19 protein-coding genes are annotated in these 13982 nt (G+C 59.7%); 5 read left to right on the top strand and 14 right to left on the bottom strand.

Annotation, left to right across the window (positions count from 1 at the left end; translation table 11 throughout):
- Window positions 1–38 precede the first annotated feature (38 nt).
- On the bottom strand, window positions 39–2327 hold the full coding sequence (locus tag AC1KVE_RS20150; RefSeq protein ID WP_481092998.1) for an ATP-binding protein: 2289 nt from the start codon (window positions 2325–2327) through the stop codon (window positions 39–41).
- A 167-nt stretch (window positions 2328–2494) separates the two neighbouring features.
- On the opposite strand from AC1KVE_RS20150, the gene AC1KVE_RS20145 reads away from it, so the two are divergent.
- Complete coding sequence (locus AC1KVE_RS20145) at window positions 2495–2674, top strand: CsbD family protein (protein ID WP_016902944.1); 180 nt, start codon at window positions 2495–2497, stop codon at window positions 2672–2674.
- Window positions 2675–2941: 267 nt separating this feature from the next.
- On the opposite strand, the gene AC1KVE_RS20140 is transcribed toward AC1KVE_RS20145, so the two are convergent.
- Complete coding sequence (locus AC1KVE_RS20140) at window positions 2942–3319, bottom strand: winged helix-turn-helix transcriptional regulator (protein WP_039517994.1); 378 nt, start codon at window positions 3317–3319, stop codon at window positions 2942–2944.
- A 92-nt stretch (window positions 3320–3411) separates the two neighbouring features.
- Here AC1KVE_RS20140 and AC1KVE_RS20135 point away from each other — a divergent pair, with 92 nt between their 5' ends.
- On the top strand, window positions 3412–3819 hold the full coding sequence (locus tag AC1KVE_RS20135; protein WP_481092999.1) for a DoxX family protein: 408 nt from the start codon (window positions 3412–3414) through the stop codon (window positions 3817–3819).
- Window positions 3820–3957: 138 nt separating this feature from the next.
- Here the strand turns inward: AC1KVE_RS20135 and AC1KVE_RS20130 are convergent, their stop codons facing one another.
- From AC1KVE_RS20130 to AC1KVE_RS20110, 5 genes are all read right to left on the bottom strand, one after another.
- Complete coding sequence (locus AC1KVE_RS20130; RefSeq protein ID WP_104594126.1) at window positions 3958–4257, bottom strand: DUF705 domain-containing protein; 300 nt, start codon at window positions 4255–4257, stop codon at window positions 3958–3960.
- Between the two features lie 318 nt (window positions 4258–4575).
- Complete coding sequence (locus tag AC1KVE_RS20125) at window positions 4576–5004, bottom strand: hypothetical protein (RefSeq protein WP_104594127.1); 429 nt, start codon at window positions 5002–5004, stop codon at window positions 4576–4578.
- An 83-nt stretch (window positions 5005–5087) separates the two neighbouring features.
- A complete protein-coding gene (locus tag AC1KVE_RS20120; RefSeq protein ID WP_481093000.1) occupies window positions 5088–5354 on the bottom strand; it encodes a hypothetical protein in 267 nt (88 codons plus the stop codon).
- 110 nt (window positions 5355–5464) lie between these two features.
- Window positions 5465–6190 (bottom strand): RNA polymerase sigma factor, encoded by a 726-nt coding sequence (locus tag AC1KVE_RS20115; protein WP_481093001.1) that lies wholly within the window; start codon window positions 6188–6190, stop codon window positions 5465–5467.
- A 72-nt stretch (window positions 6191–6262) separates the two neighbouring features.
- Window positions 6263–6616 (bottom strand): SymE family type I addiction module toxin, encoded by a 354-nt coding sequence (locus tag AC1KVE_RS20110; RefSeq protein WP_481093002.1) that lies wholly within the window; start codon window positions 6614–6616, stop codon window positions 6263–6265.
- A 612-nt stretch (window positions 6617–7228) separates the two neighbouring features.
- Here AC1KVE_RS20110 and AC1KVE_RS20105 point away from each other — a divergent pair.
- On the top strand, window positions 7229–7450 hold the full coding sequence (locus AC1KVE_RS20105; RefSeq protein ID WP_481093003.1) for an XAC0095 family protein: 222 nt from the start codon (window positions 7229–7231) through the stop codon (window positions 7448–7450).
- Window positions 7451–7829: 379 nt separating this feature from the next.
- Here AC1KVE_RS20105 and AC1KVE_RS20100 read toward each other — a convergent pair whose 3' ends face one another.
- The 5 genes from AC1KVE_RS20100 to AC1KVE_RS20080 form a co-directional block, all read right to left on the bottom strand.
- On the bottom strand, window positions 7830–8585 hold the full coding sequence (locus tag AC1KVE_RS20100) for an HNH endonuclease (protein WP_481093004.1): 756 nt from the start codon (window positions 8583–8585) through the stop codon (window positions 7830–7832).
- 77 nt (window positions 8586–8662) lie between these two features.
- Window positions 8663–10186: an AAA family ATPase gene (locus AC1KVE_RS20095; RefSeq protein ID WP_481093104.1), complete on the bottom strand. Its 1524-nt coding sequence runs from the start codon at window positions 10184–10186 to the stop codon at window positions 8663–8665.
- A 32-nt stretch (window positions 10187–10218) separates the two neighbouring features.
- Window positions 10219–10641: a hypothetical protein gene (locus AC1KVE_RS20090; RefSeq protein ID WP_481092517.1), complete on the bottom strand. Its 423-nt coding sequence runs from the start codon at window positions 10639–10641 to the stop codon at window positions 10219–10221.
- A gap of 284 nt (window positions 10642–10925) precedes the next feature.
- Window positions 10926–11072 (bottom strand): hypothetical protein, encoded by a 147-nt coding sequence (locus AC1KVE_RS20085; protein WP_481092516.1) that lies wholly within the window; start codon window positions 11070–11072, stop codon window positions 10926–10928.
- A gap of 202 nt (window positions 11073–11274) precedes the next feature.
- Window positions 11275–11622, bottom strand: coding sequence for a winged helix-turn-helix transcriptional regulator (locus tag AC1KVE_RS20080; RefSeq protein WP_481092515.1), 348 nt, complete (start codon window positions 11620–11622; stop codon window positions 11275–11277).
- An 86-nt stretch (window positions 11623–11708) separates the two neighbouring features.
- Between AC1KVE_RS20080 and AC1KVE_RS20075 the strand changes: the two genes are divergently transcribed.
- Window positions 11709–12035 carry a nuclear transport factor 2 family protein gene (locus AC1KVE_RS20075; protein WP_184380645.1) on the top strand — a complete coding sequence of 109 codons (327 nt, stop codon included), beginning with the start codon at window positions 11709–11711 and terminating at the stop codon, window positions 12033–12035.
- A gap of 145 nt (window positions 12036–12180) precedes the next feature.
- Here the strand turns inward: AC1KVE_RS20075 and AC1KVE_RS20070 are convergent, their stop codons facing one another.
- Entirely contained in the window at window positions 12181–12657 is a 477-nt protein-coding gene (locus AC1KVE_RS20070) for a hypothetical protein (protein ID WP_481092514.1), read from the bottom strand.
- A gap of 137 nt (window positions 12658–12794) precedes the next feature.
- Window positions 12795–13547: an SDR family oxidoreductase gene (locus tag AC1KVE_RS20065; protein WP_039411623.1), complete on the bottom strand. Its 753-nt coding sequence runs from the start codon at window positions 13545–13547 to the stop codon at window positions 12795–12797.
- Between the two features lie 139 nt (window positions 13548–13686).
- Between AC1KVE_RS20065 and AC1KVE_RS20060 the strand changes: the two genes are divergently transcribed.
- Window positions 13687–13982, top strand: a 296-nt coding sequence (locus AC1KVE_RS20060; protein ID WP_481093103.1) for a LysR family transcriptional regulator, incomplete at its 3' end; no start/stop codon positions are given.

Genomic DNA, 13982 nt, shown 5'->3' with positions numbered 1-13982 from the left:
CGCACCGGCCCTGACCGGCGCATGCGCAGCGCCACCGCTCAGCACTCGCTCGCAATCATCTCCTTGACCCGCGCCGCCAGCAGGCTGACGCTGAACGGCTTGGCCAGTACTGCCATGCCCGGTTCCAGGTGGCGGTCGTTCAACTGCGCGTGTTCGGCAAAGCCGGTGATGAACAACACCTTGAGCCTGGGCCGGCCCACGCGCGCCGCATCGGCCATCTGCCGGCCGTTCATGCCGCCGGGCAGGCCCACATCGCTGATCAGCAGGTCGATGCGCGCCGGCGACTGCAGGATGCCCAGCCCGGTGGCGCTGTCGCCGGCTTCCAGCACGGTGTAGCCCAGCTCCTCCAGCACCTCGGTGAACAGCAGGCGGATGGACGGTTCGTCGTCGACGATCAACACGGTTTCGCCGGCCAGCGAGGGTGCCAGTTCCAGCGTGGCGGCACCACCGTCGCTGCTGTCGTCGGCACCGGCATGCCGCGGCAGGTAGATGCACACCGTCGAGCCCTTGCCCACTTCCGAATGGATGCGCACCTGCCCGCCGGATTGCTTGGCAAACCCGTAGATCATCGACAGGCCCAGGCCGGTGCCCTCGCCGATCGGCTTGGTGGTGAAGAACGGATCGAACGCGCGCGCCACCACGTCCGGCGGCATGCCGGTGCCGGTATCGCTCACGCACAGCGAAAGGTAGTGGCCTTCCGGCATGCCCAGCTGCTGGCCCATCTCGCGGTCGATCCGGCGGTTGCTGGTCTGCACGCACAGGCGTCCGCCGTCGGGCATCGCATCGCGCGCATTGATGCACAGGTTGAGCAGCGCGTTCTCCAGCTGCGGCGCATCCACCAGGGCCAGCCACAGCTCGGTCGCGGCAAGGTTTTCCACGCAGATCCCCGGGCCCACGGTGCGCTGGATCAGCTCCAGCATGTCCACCACCAGCCGGTTGACGTTGGTCGGCTTGGGCAACAGCGTCTGCCGCCGCGCAAATGCCAGCAGCCGGTGGGTCAGCGCAGCCGCGCGCGTGGTGGCGCCCTGCGCGGTGGCCACGTAACGCTCCAGGTCGCGGAAGCGGCCTTGTTCGATGCGCAGGCTCATCAGCTCCAGCGCGCCGGAAATGCCCGCCAATAGATTGTTGAAGTCGTGCGCCAGCCCGCCGGTGAGCTGCCCCACCGCTTCCATCTTCTGCGATTGGCGCAGCGCCTCTTCCACCGTCATCAGCTCGCGCGTGCGCTCGGTGACCCGCTGCTCCAGCGTATCGCTCAGCTCGCGCAGTGCCGCCAGCGCGCGGTCGCGCTCTTCCGACAGTGCGTGGCGCGCCTCGATGTCCAGCAGCACACCGGGAAAGCGCAGCGGCGTGCCATCGGCGCCCTTTTCGACCCGGCCATTGGCTTCCAGCCAGTAGTACTTTCCGTCGCGCCGCTTGACCCGGTACTGATGCGCGTAGGCACCGCCGCGGGCGAGCGCTTCGCCAATGGCCACGCGCAGCCCCTCGCGGTCGTCCGGGTGCACGGTCTGGATCACCTGCTCCAGCGACAGGCCGCTGCGGCTGGTGGACGGATCGAAGCCGAAGTTCTGCGCAAACGCCTCGTCCACCGAAAACGCGTCGGTGGGCAGGTCCCAAATCCAGGTACCGATGATCGCCCCGGCCGCCAGCGCCAGCTGCACGCGCTCGGCATTGCGGCGCGCCACGGTTTCGGCCTCCAGTGCGCGATCGCGCTCGCTGGTGCGGTTGACCACCTCGTGCACCAGGTGGGTGTTCTCGTTGCTCAGCATCGCGTGCTGGATGTCGCGGTTGCGGTCGGCCGCCACCTGCGCGGTGGTTTCGATGGCGATATTCATCAGCCCCACGATGCTGCCGTCTTCGCCGCGGATCGGCGAGGCGGTGGCATTCCAGTAGGTCATCTCGTTGACGCCGTTGCGCAGCATCGGCAAGGCGATGACCCCCTGGCCGAAGCCCTCACCGGTTTGCATCACCCGGGCGAAGTCCTGTGCGATGGGCGCGTAGGTTTCCTTCCACACCTCGGTCACCGGCTGGCCCAGCGCCTGTGGATGACGGTCGCCCATCGATTGCACGTACACGTCGTTGTAGAGCAGCCGCAGCTCCGGCCCCCACAGCACCGCACCGAGCAGGGTGGAGTTGAGCACCACCGACAACGACGAGCGCAGCGACTGCGGCCAGGTCTCCGGCGCGCCCAGCGGCGTGGCGGCCCAGTCGTGTGCACGCATCAACGCGCCCATCTCGCCGCCCCCCGCAAGAAACTCCAGGCCGGCGGACTCGATGGCGGGGCGCTGTGTGCTCACGTGACGGCATTGCCTGGCGGAAAGTGCGCGCATTGTGGCACGCAGCGACCTCAGCAAGCCGTGCAGACGCGCGCGTGCCCTGCGGTGGCGCTGCGCGCCAGCTGGGCGTGCTGACGCGGGGATGACGGCATGCCCACGTCGCACTCACGTCCTGCGGGTACAGACTGGGCTGCAACATCCCCAACCGTATGAGGCACCCCGTGGACAAGAACCGTATCGAAGGTACCGCCAAGCAGGTCAAGGGTTCCATCAAGGAAACCGTTGGCCGTGTCACCGGCGACAAGAGCACCGAGCTGGAAGGCGCTGCCGAAAAGAATGTCGGCAAGGTGCAGAACAAGGCTGGCCAGGTCGCCGACAAAGTGCGCGACGCCGCCAAGTAACGCTGGCAAGTCAACACTATAGGCAGGCATTACGCCCGCCGCGCTGAAGCAGTGGATTGGCCGTCAGGCGTCACGCACAACGACGTAGACGGTGGATTCCACTTCGGCGAGAGATCGCACCAACGCCCCGACCTGATCGGGGCGTTGGCGTTTTAGGGTTTGGAAATGGTTTTTGAGTTACCAGGCTGACGGCCAGGAGTGTTTGCACGTCGCCGCAACGGTGATCAAGCCACGTGCATGCGCATAACGCGCTCCCTGGACTGCGTCCTAAACGCCGGCCTTGCGCCCGCGTGCAGCGGGCCGCTTTGCAACGCTGTCGCCATGTTGCTGCCACCACGCGGTCAGCGCTTCCATCGTTGGGCCCAGTCCGCGCGCCTTCGGCGTGATGGCGTATTCCACGCGCGGTGGCACCTGCGCAAACACGGTGCGCGTGACCAGGCCATCTGCTTCCAGCTCGCGCAATTGCGCCGTGAGCATGTGTTGGGTAACACCGGGGATGGCCTTGCGCAGCTCGCCGAAGCGATACACGCGCTGATTGAGCAGCCACATGATTTCCAGCTTCCATTTGCCAGACAGCAACGCAAATGCGCGACGCATCTGTTCGTGCATGTTGTGCTCGCCGTCCTCAATGGTCTGCTTTTTCATACTAAGCCCTGGTGATTCATCCTACTTTTCAATCGATATCTTAGGCGACATTCTGATGCCCGGTTGCATTTAAATATTGACTGGCAAACACCATGAGCATTTCTATTTACTGGATCAGTACCGCGCTGCTGTGCCTGTTGTACCTGGCTTCTGCCGGCATGTATCTGGCCAAGGGCGAGTTCGTGCGCAAGGCGCAGGCCGAGCTGGGGTATTCGGCACCGTTGCTGGTGCCCTGGATGATCGTCATCAAGATCCTGGGCCCGGTGGCGATTGTGTGGCGCTTCAACACCGCGTTGAGCGATCTGGCCTACGCCGGCATGTTCTACCATCTGCTGTTGTCGGGCATGGCGCATCTGGGTGTGCGCAAGCCCAAGGACACGGTACCGGCCGTGTTGGGGCTGCTCTTCCTGCTCGCTTCGTTCGGTACGCAAAACGCCGCGCGCCAGCTCCCCTCGCCCTATGCACCAACTGCAGCGGCCATCCACGCAACGCTGCAGTAACGCGACACAGGATTGGGCGCTGCCAGCTGGGCGGCTGTGCCGCACCAAAGGCCAGCACGCTAGATGCAACTGCGATTCCGCCGCAGCAATGGGCACAGTGCCTGTAGCACCTGTCCGAGCAGCTAGTTTGATGCCTCGTTATGCGTCGTTAGCATTGCCTGGGAGCACGTGCTGGCAGTAGCGCCACTCATGAACGGGCTGGTCGTCCAAGTAAACATCTGGCTTGGGCAAGAAGCCTTCAAAGCACTCTTCGATGCCCAGCTCCACTGCCGAGTCGCGGGCATACTCTGCGCCCCCGGAACTCCAGAGGTAAAGCGCTACTCCTTGCTGGTGCAACTCCCGCACGCGGGCGATGACAGGAGGCATAGGAATGCGTTTGGTGCCGAAGGTGCGAACCAATGTGTCATCAACATCTACAAACACCACACGTTGTTTCATGAGATACCTAGAGTTTTAACGAGGAGCGAAGCGCGTCAGTACAGATAAAATGTTAGGCCGCAAAGCGCTAGCATTACGGGTACGAACATGACTAGCGGATTTTTAGTGCCGTCAGACAATGGCATGGTTTGCGATTTGGCTAGTGTTGGACCGCGAAATGCGGCATCGCACGATCCTCGACCAGTCATGGACTATCCCCAATCTTTCGCACCTCTGTCTTCGTCATTTTTGCTAAGCGAATGCGCCCGATGAAAACGAGCCCGAAATCTAGGAACAGCTGCATAGTTTATAGGTCCAATGACACGCGCTCGCAAACCGTTAGGCATCAGGCGCACGCACACATCTCCGACTAAGCGCATGCATCAGCACGATGATGAAAGGCACGACAACGAGGAGATAGAACACCTGAAACGCAGGAACGATGAAGAAGTTCCAGCCGTTCGTGGAAGCGTCTGTCGCAAACCACCACGCGTTCGGCACGACTGACAGTGCGACTAGGACACACAGCACGATTGACTTCAGCATCGGACCAGCCTTAGATGCTGGTATAAATGCGGTATAGATGGCATAGGGTGCTGCTCCAATCAATGCCGTGACCCCAAATGTAATGAACGCAGCCCACCAAGGGCCTTTATCGGCGAATACTTGCCACTCAATGGCGGTAGCCGCGAATGCGGCGGTGAGAAGCGCGCAGCACCAAGCGATGCGCTTTAACACCTGATGCAAGCGAGTGACAGAGCTCTTCATTGTGCCCAACTACTGGTCTACCGTCGGAATACGGCGTCGTACTATCCTCGCCGGACGGTGGACTAGCGTCAATAATTGAACTATCAGCCATCGTATCCGATCAAGCCTGTGGTTTGCGGAAGGTCTGCAATGAACTGTGCGATACGCGCATCATGAGAGACCGAGCGAAACGCAGCTGCCTGTTGCGCGCATGGCCGAATGAGGGCTTGCTTTTCTTCTGCCGATGAAGATTGCAGCTCTGTTGTCATCGCCTCCATCACTGCAACCGCCGAGTCCGGATCAACGACGTCATTGCCAGAAAACTCCAAGAAGACAAAAGCGGCAATAAGAGACTTGCAGAGATTTTCCATAAAGTCCGGCGAGTTGGATTCCTGAGTGGACCAGGAGAGACTCTAGCTCCTGGTGGTGAACGGCCTTGACTGGCCGTGATTACCAACCCGGGCGATGCATTGCCCTGGCGTTACTCGCTCACCGCCGCGCGGCAGGCGGCCAGGGCGCGGCTGATGTGCTTTTCCACCATCTTGACCGAGATGCCCATGACGGCGGCGACTTCCGGGTAGGTGAGGCCGTCGAAGCGGTTGAGCATGAAGGCCTGGCGGCATTTGGGCGGCAGCGCGGGCAGCGTGTGGGTGTGCAGGTGCTGCAGGGTGCGGCGGGCGTCCACCAGCTGGTCCACCGCCGTGCCGGTGGCGGCGAGCGGTTCGCTGCACTCCAGCGGCACGTGGCGGGAGGCGTGCCTGCGGTGGCGCGTGCGCCAATGCTCCAGCACCACGTTGTGGGCAATGCGGTACAGCAGCAGCTTGTAGCTGTGGATGTCTGGCGTGTCGCGGTAGGCCAGCAGGCGTAGCAGCGCTTCCTGGGCGAGGTCGGCGGCGGTGTGCGGGTCGCGCAGGCGCCGCCGCATGTAGGTGAGCAGCTCCGCCTGCAGCTGCACCACGGCCTGGTCGAAGCGCTCCCTGGCAGGTGCGCGCTCCTCGCGCACCTGCCAGCGCGTGGTGAAGCGGGCAAGCGCGTAGATGCCCGCCATGGGCGCGCGGGCCGGCAGCTCGCGCACGGCGTAGGCGCTGCGGTGGCGCCACGGGCGGCTGCCGTATCGCTCAACCGTCACCCCGCTTGCGACATGCGAGCGTGCCGCGACCGTCTTGCCGATAACACCGTGGCGGTCTGTACGCGACGCGCCGGTCATGCCCTCACTCATCATGCGACGTCTCCAGCAACGGGCCGGGCACATGCGGTGCGCGCATGCGCTGCGGCGTGATCAGCGTGGGTCTACAACGCTGATGACCAGCTCGCCATCGCGCTGGCGGATGTGCAGCTTGCTGCCGATGGCAAAGCCCAATTGTTCCAGCCAGCGGCCGCGCAGGCGCAGGGTGGGAATGCGCTGGTGACTGTCGGGATAGTACCCATAGCCGACGGTGCACTGCTGCGGCGCACGCGGGCGGCCGGGCCGCCGTGGTGTGCGGGGTTCGGCGCGAGGCTCGGGGACGGGCGTGCGCTCGAGGTAGGGCCGCGGCTGGATCGAGGGATCCAGCGAGCGCCAGACGACTTCGGTAGGCGGCGGCACCGTGACGCGCTTGCGCGCTGACGTGGAACGGGATGGGGATCGACGCATGGCAAAGCCCTCCTTGACGAACAAGCCCCGTCGCACGACGCGACGGGATGTCGGGAGGCTAGAAACCATAGACAGACTTCAGAATTGTTTTCCCGAACATCTTTGCATTGGCTGCACTCCGACATAGGCATTCGCGTCGGCTGCACTCGTACAAAAAGTCCAGGCACAAAAAACCCACCGGTTTGACGGAGGTGGGTACCGCTGTCTGAGGAGTTTCTAGGCTCCTTGCAGCCGAGATTGCTACCTGTTTGGCGATGTGTCAACTGATAGCTGGCGCGTGATTGCCGCAGCGCGTCCATTCGAAAAAATTACGTGCAAAGCCGCACGTGTGAGCGCCGGACATCGCTTCAACTTGACCCAACTCACCGCCACACGCACACTTCCGCTCGGAGCCTAGAAACTCCACACAGACAGCGGTACCCACCTCCGAGAAATTGGTGGGTTTTTTGTGCTCGGCCATCTGGCCTGGCACTGCTCGGCGTTCTTGCGCCGGGAGGGCGGCGAATACAACACCCGCAAGGGGAATAAGCCCGCCGGCTGTCTGCGGTTTCTAGCCTCCCGGCATCCCGCTGCGTTGTGCAGCGGGAGCTGCCTCACGGCAAGGAGAGCGGCATGCACAACGAACCCGGTTACTGGATGTCCGAAGGCACGCAATACCACCTGCTGCGCGTACGCGACCAACTGCGCCTGCTGGCCACCTTGGCTGCGCCGCGCGCCCGCGACGAAGGCTCGCTCGGTGTACCAGCCATTCCACTCCAGCAATGGGCGCACTGCCTTCAGCACTTGGCCGAGCAGGTGGACGAGGTACTCAATGATTTGGGAACTGCTTTGTAGCGATATCTATGTGCACGACGGCTTTTACTTGCTATCCCTCGTAGTTTCTTGACATTGGGCGACTGACCCGCGCGCATGCACGCAGGCTTGGATTGTCGCGCACACAGCCAAGGCAGCGCGCAGAATCGCAATCGCGCACCGTGCCACGGTGGAGCATTAGATTATTTCCCATCGACGGTCCAAATCTTAGGTTGTAAAATTTATTATGCAGAGTCAGCTTAATCCCCCGAAGATCTGACACCACAAAAAATTCCTCTAGTGTTTAAAAAACCTTAAATAAACATGTTTTTTTGTTAGATATTACTTAGCTCGGCAGGCTCTCGGATAGTGGCTTCAATTTTATATCAAACAGCTTCTGTGCCTTGCTTTACCATCAGACCTATAGCCAGTGCATTTCGCAGAACCATTGACTTTTTGCTGCACCAGCATACATGGCGGATCGCCACGAATTTAGGCTCAGCGCTTTATTGTCCTCACATCTATTCTCTAATTCATGTCTCACGCCAGCCGCACCCGCTTGCTTGTATATTCTAAACAATGGACCGGCGAGGCTCGCCACCTCGGTGGCAGCTTGCGTTTCATAAAGAACTTTTAATTTTAGTTTCTCAAAATGCGTGACTGCTCGAGATGAAAATAGCGCCCCTCCATTGCCAACTTTGACACAAAACTCGAACCTCACGGGCGTTGATTCTACGACATCTGCGCAAAGCCAATCGTAAGCGTCTTTGTTATCGAAATACGGATGAAACAAAGTATCCGCCGGAGAGTTCGGGCTATATTCTTTCTTTTCGGCGTTACAATCTCGGCAAGCCGGGACTAAGTTAACCTGACATACGGAAAGCATTTTCCACTTGGAGCGAGGCAAAAAGTGGTCCAGCGTTTTTACAGGCAATTGACCGCAGTAGGGACAGATTCCAAATGGGGGGGCTAGTTTTATCCGATCATAATCCGCACGTCCGCCCCCTTTTTTTCTAACCATCGATGTATCATAGAGATCATGCATCTCCTGATCACTGATGTGGTCTGTGATAGTTCCCAGCTTCTCCTTGACTTCAAATGAGAACAATTGAGCGCTTGGTGCTATTTCTATGTACTTTGCGTACAGCTCCGATACTTCTGGCAGGACTGCTTTCAACCTGTCTCTAACAGCGTGAGGTATCTTGTTCTCGACACAACGTAGATATACGCGACCGTAAGCCGACTTATCTGGAATCACAAATCTGACTCCCCTGCAAGAGCGACGCGCAACAAAGATCTCCCTTCAAGTCCCAATTGTCCCGAGAACTCTCCAAGAAGCTCTTCATAATCGAGGCGAGGATTTTCTCTAACAACTCGCTTAATTAATGAGTTGTAGCCTGACTCGGTTACTTCAAGTGAAAACACTGAGTGAGATATTATTCCAACATTTTCTCCAAATGTCTCTGCTCCTGGACGTTGAGCAACCATTATCCGACCCGATCTATTTAATATCCATGAACATACTGCCGGTACTTCCTGCAAAATTACTGGAGAGTGCGTAGCAATGATCGCAACACCATTCCGGGAAACTAGAAGGTCGGATAGCGATCTAACGAATGCGGCAAGTAGCGGTGGGTGCAGATGAGCCTCGGGCTCATCAAGAAGCACTAAAGTCCTTTCACCAACCAACCTGACAAGCTCCGTCATTGTCAAGAGTACGATCTTGTGGCCGGAGCTTAAAAGATCGAAGAATTTTTCGGCTTCTTCAAAAGTACTGTACAAAGAATATTTAGCAACATCAAGGGAGGAAAATATTGGATCGCAGTTTAGAGATTCGATTACACGACGGAGCAGAGACGATTTAGCTTCCATTCGGATCTTTGAGATACTTTGAATCCAGTCTTTTGTTAGATCACGAGGCGTTTTTGTACGAGGGGCACCGGCGCTGTGATCCCTAAGGCCGACATAATCTATTTTTAATCGTGCATTTATGTATGCGGTCTCTACCTTTGATTTGAATTCGTCAAAAGCGCTAAACGAAACTGCGATTATGCCTGCAAAGTCCACTGGGCTTTCCATTCCATGACTCATGGATTCGGAGATTTTTATTTTCAGCTTAGCCTCTTCATCCTGAAGAAGTGCCTTCTGCATCTGCTGCATAAGATAAGTTTTTCCTACCCCGTTACGTCCTATCATCACGTGGACGTTTGTCGGTGGAACAGATTCTGGTATGACTTCAAAAGCTAGTGAAAGAGGATTTTCCTCATCGTAACCCGCGAACTCAAAGCTGTATGGCGTTAATGTGGCATCACCATAAGCAAGCCGCCGAAATCTCCCCCTTATTTCGGACTCACTAATAGAACGCAGGAGAGAAACCTGCATTGATTCCTCGCTCCTGTTCTCTATGTATATATTTTCGTCATAGGCGCAGTCTCTCAAGCAAGAAAAAATCCTTTCAGCTAACTCCCCGCCTAGCTCACGAACAGCCTCGTAATATGATTCACTCTGTCCTAAAGAGAAAAAATCCGATCCAATTGAGTCCGTGAAGTAGCTGGGAACCGCAGGCCTACGTTTTTCAGACGTGAGACCTTTTTGCCCTACCTTCAATTCTCCTAGCGAATAATATTTTTTATCGGGTTTCCAAATCCCAATATTGAAAGTCGTCTCAAACTTAAACCAATCATCCCAGTTGTTATCGATCAAACATATTACGTACCCCCCAGTCGGACTGCCTGGTGATGTTCCTCTCCTGAACTCAACGGAAAAGCCATTACTCATGTCGTACTCCATTCAGCTTTATTTGTATAACTTCAGGTGCAAACAGTCTCAAACCGCATTAGCGTTGAGATGTACGAGCTGTACGTCTCGCGCACGATGCTGACGCTCACCTGCTGGCGTTTACATTGTCTGCATTGCGCAAGTGTGCGGCGAGGGTCTTTACGCAGGATCAGCTCAGTGCCGCTCAGGCCGCTTTCGTTTAAAGCGCAGTATTGATAGCGGAAGGTCTTACCCGCTAGCAGTTCTAACTGCCACGTGTCATTGGCGGCTAAGTTTGCTACTGCTGTGCTGATACTCAGCTGCTCGCGGTGCTGGTAACCGCTAGAAAATGAAGCAGGAGTGGCCTGCCAGCATTTGTCCAGCACCATCCATGCGGCGAGTGCCACCGTCGCACCGAGGGCTTGAATGAAACCTTGTCCGGGTGGGCCGCCTTGTTGCAACAGTAGCCACAGCATGCCATTGCAGATAGCAAAAAAGGCGCCAATTCCCGCAGCGAGCCCAAGCGGCCACGGTAATGACCGCACAGCTGTAAACCCGGTACTTCCCCGTCCGCTTCCCATCCATGAAACCCCCGTTCCAGACTGCACACTAACGTTGTGTAACAGTTTTGTCAGCGGGGTACCCGAAATTTTGTGCCAGCGGTGTCATCGGTTGTGACTCCACGCCCTGAGATCACTTGAGTAAGAGGCGCTCGTGCTTGGTCGAGCGCCTTCACCGATTTACTGCAGTGTTCGCTTAGTTACTTCTTTTTCTTGTCCGGCGCTTGACTTAAAGCGGACGCGGCCGCTGTTTTTGAATTCTTGCCGGTGCTGCCACTTTTCAGGACCTTGCTAGCCGCCTTTGCCGCCTTTGCCGCCTTGGGGCCGGTTTTCTCGTTGGTCGCCATGCGCGTGACCTCCTCGCTACCCGAATGGTGGCGAGGCGAAACTAGGCCGATTATGGCGGCCGGACAAGTCTGATGGCAGCGCGCGAGACGGCAGAGTCTGCAAGACCACCGGTGTGTTATCTGGGCCAGTTCTTTGGCGACATGCGTGGTGCTGTGTGCCTGCTGTTTTAAGGCCGGCATGCCACAGCAGCGTGCCGAGTCATCACTGCGGCGATGGTTCGGTCAACGGCTGCCGCGCCTGGCCCCAGGTGAGCATTGCATCCAGCGCAGGGCACAGGGCCTGGCCCCACGGCGTGAGGCGGTAATCCACCTGCGGCGGTACCTGCGCGTAGATGGTGCGCAGCACCAGGCCGTCGCGTTCTAGCTGGCGCAGCTGTTGGGCCAGCATCTTCTGTGAGATGGCGGGAATCAGCCGCTCCAGATCCGAGTAGCGCTGCACCTTGCCGTCGAACAGGTGGAACAGCAGCAGCAGTTTCCAGCGGCCTTCGATGAGTTTGAGCAGGGCTTCGACATCGCACGCGGCGGTGTCCGGGGTGTGCGGCTTTCCCATGGGTGCGTGACTTACCTTTGCGTGCGTTCTTGCGGCAGGTGATGCCGCTGCTGATCATGGCATACCGTTTCTACCGGACCGCCACCATGTCGCTAGCCCTGCCCGCCGCCATTGCCTGCTTTTTTACCGCCAGCAACGCCGGCGATGCCACGGAGCTGCTGCCGCACCTGGCCGACGATGCGGTGGTGTACGACGAGCACCGCCAGCACCGTGGCGCTGCCGCCATTGCTGCCTGGCTGGCACAGGCGCAGGCCACCACGCCGTATCGTGCGGTGCCGGTTGGCGTGCACACCCAGGGCGAGCAAGTGAGTGTCACTGCGCAGGTGTCTGGCGATTTTCCGCAGAGCCCGCTGCAGCTGGAGCATGTGTTCCAGCTGGTGGGCGGCAAGATTGCGGCGTTGCAGATTCATTGACGCGGCATGCCGGCATGTTTCGCCGGTAGCACGTGCCCGGATGCGGACCTTCCACAGCCGCATGACGCAACCGCACGCGCGGTTAGTGAGCGGTTGCTTGTTACCTCGAATGCGCGTTGCGCCTCTGAGCAAATGTAGGGCGTCGCTAGTCGCCTTCTGCCTGAAGTCGAAACACCCTGCCGCCCTGTTCCGTCTCTTCGCCAAAGGTGACTGTGACCGTCGCGCCTGCGTTGATGGCCTCATGACGAAAGGACAGCTCGGCGTGATGCAGTCTTAGGCTGCTGTCAAATGTGGTGCCGCTCGATAGGCAGGCCACCGAGTCCATTACCGTGGCGTCTGCAAGCTCTGTTTGCCCATGCTGCATCAGGTAGGCGCAGACGGCCTGCGCGGCGGGGTCGCCACCGTGCTCACACCGTTTGGCGGAAAGCGCCTGCTCTTGCGCATGCTTGAAGTTGGTTCCCCATGAGGTGTGAAACGCAAAGCTGCGCACCTGGCCCGGCTGTACTGCACCGACAAAGGCGCGCAAGACCCCGCATAAATCAGCGGCAGGGGCTGCGTGGGCGGTTGCCACCGCCGTTAGCAGGATCGCGGGGACAGCGGCATAGACGAATAAAGCGCGCACGTGTCATCCGCTGAAGAGGGCGTGCGCATTATTGAGTCGCTGCACTTGCGCCGCAACGTGGACGCACACTGCAGCGCTCGGTGTCGCGCTTGAAGGCTGTGGGTGTTGCCGTTCGCCTGCTACTGCCTTCGAAACGCTCAGCCGTTGAGCGTGCGGCCGCCGTCGACGATGAGTTCCGAGCCCACCGTCCAGCGGGATTCGTCCGAGGCCAGGTACAGCACGGCCTTGGCCACTTCGTCCGGGGTGCCGAAGCGGCCGAGCGGGATGGTGGCGGCGATGTCCTGGTTGACCTGGTCGCGGTACGCGTCGGGGATGCCGAGCTTGTCGTACAGCGGGGTTTCCACCGGGCCGGGGCTGACCGCGTTGAGGCGGATGCCGCGCGCCAGCAGTTCGCTGGAGAGGGTCTTGGCCATGCTCAGGAACGCCGCCTTGGTGGCTGCATACACCGATGAGCGGGCCGCGCCCACATGCGCGTTGATGGAGGTGTTGAGCACCACCGCGGCGGGGTTGGCGAACACCGGCAGCAGCGCCTGCATGAGGAAGTACGGGCCTTTGACGTTGATGGCGAAGGAGGCGTCGAAGGCCTGCTCGGTCCAGTCTTCGATCGGTGCCCACACCGACACGCCCGCATTGAGGAAGGCGATGTCGAGCTGGCCGTAATGCGCCTGCACCGCCTGCGCCAGCTGCTGCTGCGCGGCGACGCTGGCCGAATCGGCGCGCAGCACCAGCACCTCGGCGCCCAGCGCGGCCTTGGCATTGGCGATGGACTCCGGGTTGTTGCCGGTGACGATGACGCGGGCGCCTTCGGCCAGGAACTGGCGGGCGGTCTCCAGGCCAATACCGCTGGTGCCGCCGGTGATGAGGGTGCGTTTGCCTGCTAGACGGGACATGGGTGCTCCTGGGAGGGTGGCAGGCCCGCCGCATGTGGCCGGCCTTCGATGGGGTGCAGCGTGCGCCCATGCCGAATGTGGCGGAAGACCGCGCCGGCACATACCATTCATGCAGTATGCGCATGAATGAGGATGGGCGATGGACCGGTTTCTGCTGATGACCTGCTTTGCGCGTGCGGTGGAAACCGGCAGCTTTTCAGCGGCCGGGCGCGACCTGGGCCTGGGCCAGCCCAATGTCAGCCGCCACGTGGCGGCGCTGGAAGAGCACCTGCACACCCGGCTGCTCAACCGTTCCACCCGCAAGCTGGTGCTGACGCCGGAGGGCGAGCGCTACTACGCGGAGGTGCGCCGCATCCTGGATGCGGTGGGCGAGTCGGAGATGGCGCTGCACGACAACGTGCAGCCCTCCGGCTTGCTGCGGGTGGCCTGCCCCAC

This window comes from Xanthomonas sp. NCPPB 2864 (assembly GCF_056675615.1).
This window is presented reverse-complemented; position numbering and strand designations above follow the sequence as displayed.

Excerpts from the sequence above, each read along its gene's own strand:
- AC1KVE_RS20150 (WP_481092998.1), bottom strand. The coding sequence starts at position 2,327 with ATGCGCGCACTTTCCGCCAGGCAATGCCGTCACGTGAGCACACAGCGC.
- AC1KVE_RS20140 (WP_039517994.1), bottom strand. The coding sequence starts at position 3,319 with ATGAAAAAGCAGACCATTGAGGACGGCGAGCACAACATGCACGAACAG.
- AC1KVE_RS20135 (WP_481092999.1), top strand. The coding sequence starts at position 3,412 with ATGAGCATTTCTATTTACTGGATCAGTACCGCGCTGCTGTGCCTGTTG.
- AC1KVE_RS20130 (WP_104594126.1), bottom strand. The coding sequence starts at position 4,257 with ATGAAACAACGTGTGGTGTTTGTAGATGTTGATGACACATTGGTTCGC.
- AC1KVE_RS20125 (WP_104594127.1), bottom strand. The coding sequence starts at position 5,004 with ATGAAGAGCTCTGTCACTCGCTTGCATCAGGTGTTAAAGCGCATCGCT.
- AC1KVE_RS20120 (WP_481093000.1), bottom strand. The coding sequence starts at position 5,354 with ATGGAAAATCTCTGCAAGTCTCTTATTGCCGCTTTTGTCTTCTTGGAG.
- AC1KVE_RS20115 (WP_481093001.1), bottom strand. The coding sequence starts at position 6,190 with ATGACCGGCGCGTCGCGTACAGACCGCCACGGTGTTATCGGCAAGACG.
- AC1KVE_RS20110 (WP_481093002.1), bottom strand. The coding sequence starts at position 6,616 with ATGCGTCGATCCCCATCCCGTTCCACGTCAGCGCGCAAGCGCGTCACG.
- AC1KVE_RS20105 (WP_481093003.1), top strand. The coding sequence starts at position 7,229 with ATGCACAACGAACCCGGTTACTGGATGTCCGAAGGCACGCAATACCAC.
- AC1KVE_RS20095 (WP_481093104.1), bottom strand. The coding sequence starts at position 10,186 with ATGAGTAATGGCTTTTCCGTTGAGTTCAGGAGAGGAACATCACCAGGC.
- AC1KVE_RS20090 (WP_481092517.1), bottom strand. The coding sequence starts at position 10,641 with ATGCTGTGGCTACTGTTGCAACAAGGCGGCCCACCCGGACAAGGTTTC.
- AC1KVE_RS20085 (WP_481092516.1), bottom strand. The coding sequence starts at position 11,072 with ATGGCGACCAACGAGAAAACCGGCCCCAAGGCGGCAAAGGCGGCAAAG.
- AC1KVE_RS20080 (WP_481092515.1), bottom strand. The coding sequence starts at position 11,622 with ATGGGAAAGCCGCACACCCCGGACACCGCCGCGTGCGATGTCGAAGCC.
- AC1KVE_RS20075 (WP_184380645.1), top strand. The coding sequence starts at position 11,709 with ATGTCGCTAGCCCTGCCCGCCGCCATTGCCTGCTTTTTTACCGCCAGC.
- AC1KVE_RS20065 (WP_039411623.1), bottom strand. The coding sequence starts at position 13,547 with ATGTCCCGTCTAGCAGGCAAACGCACCCTCATCACCGGCGGCACCAGC.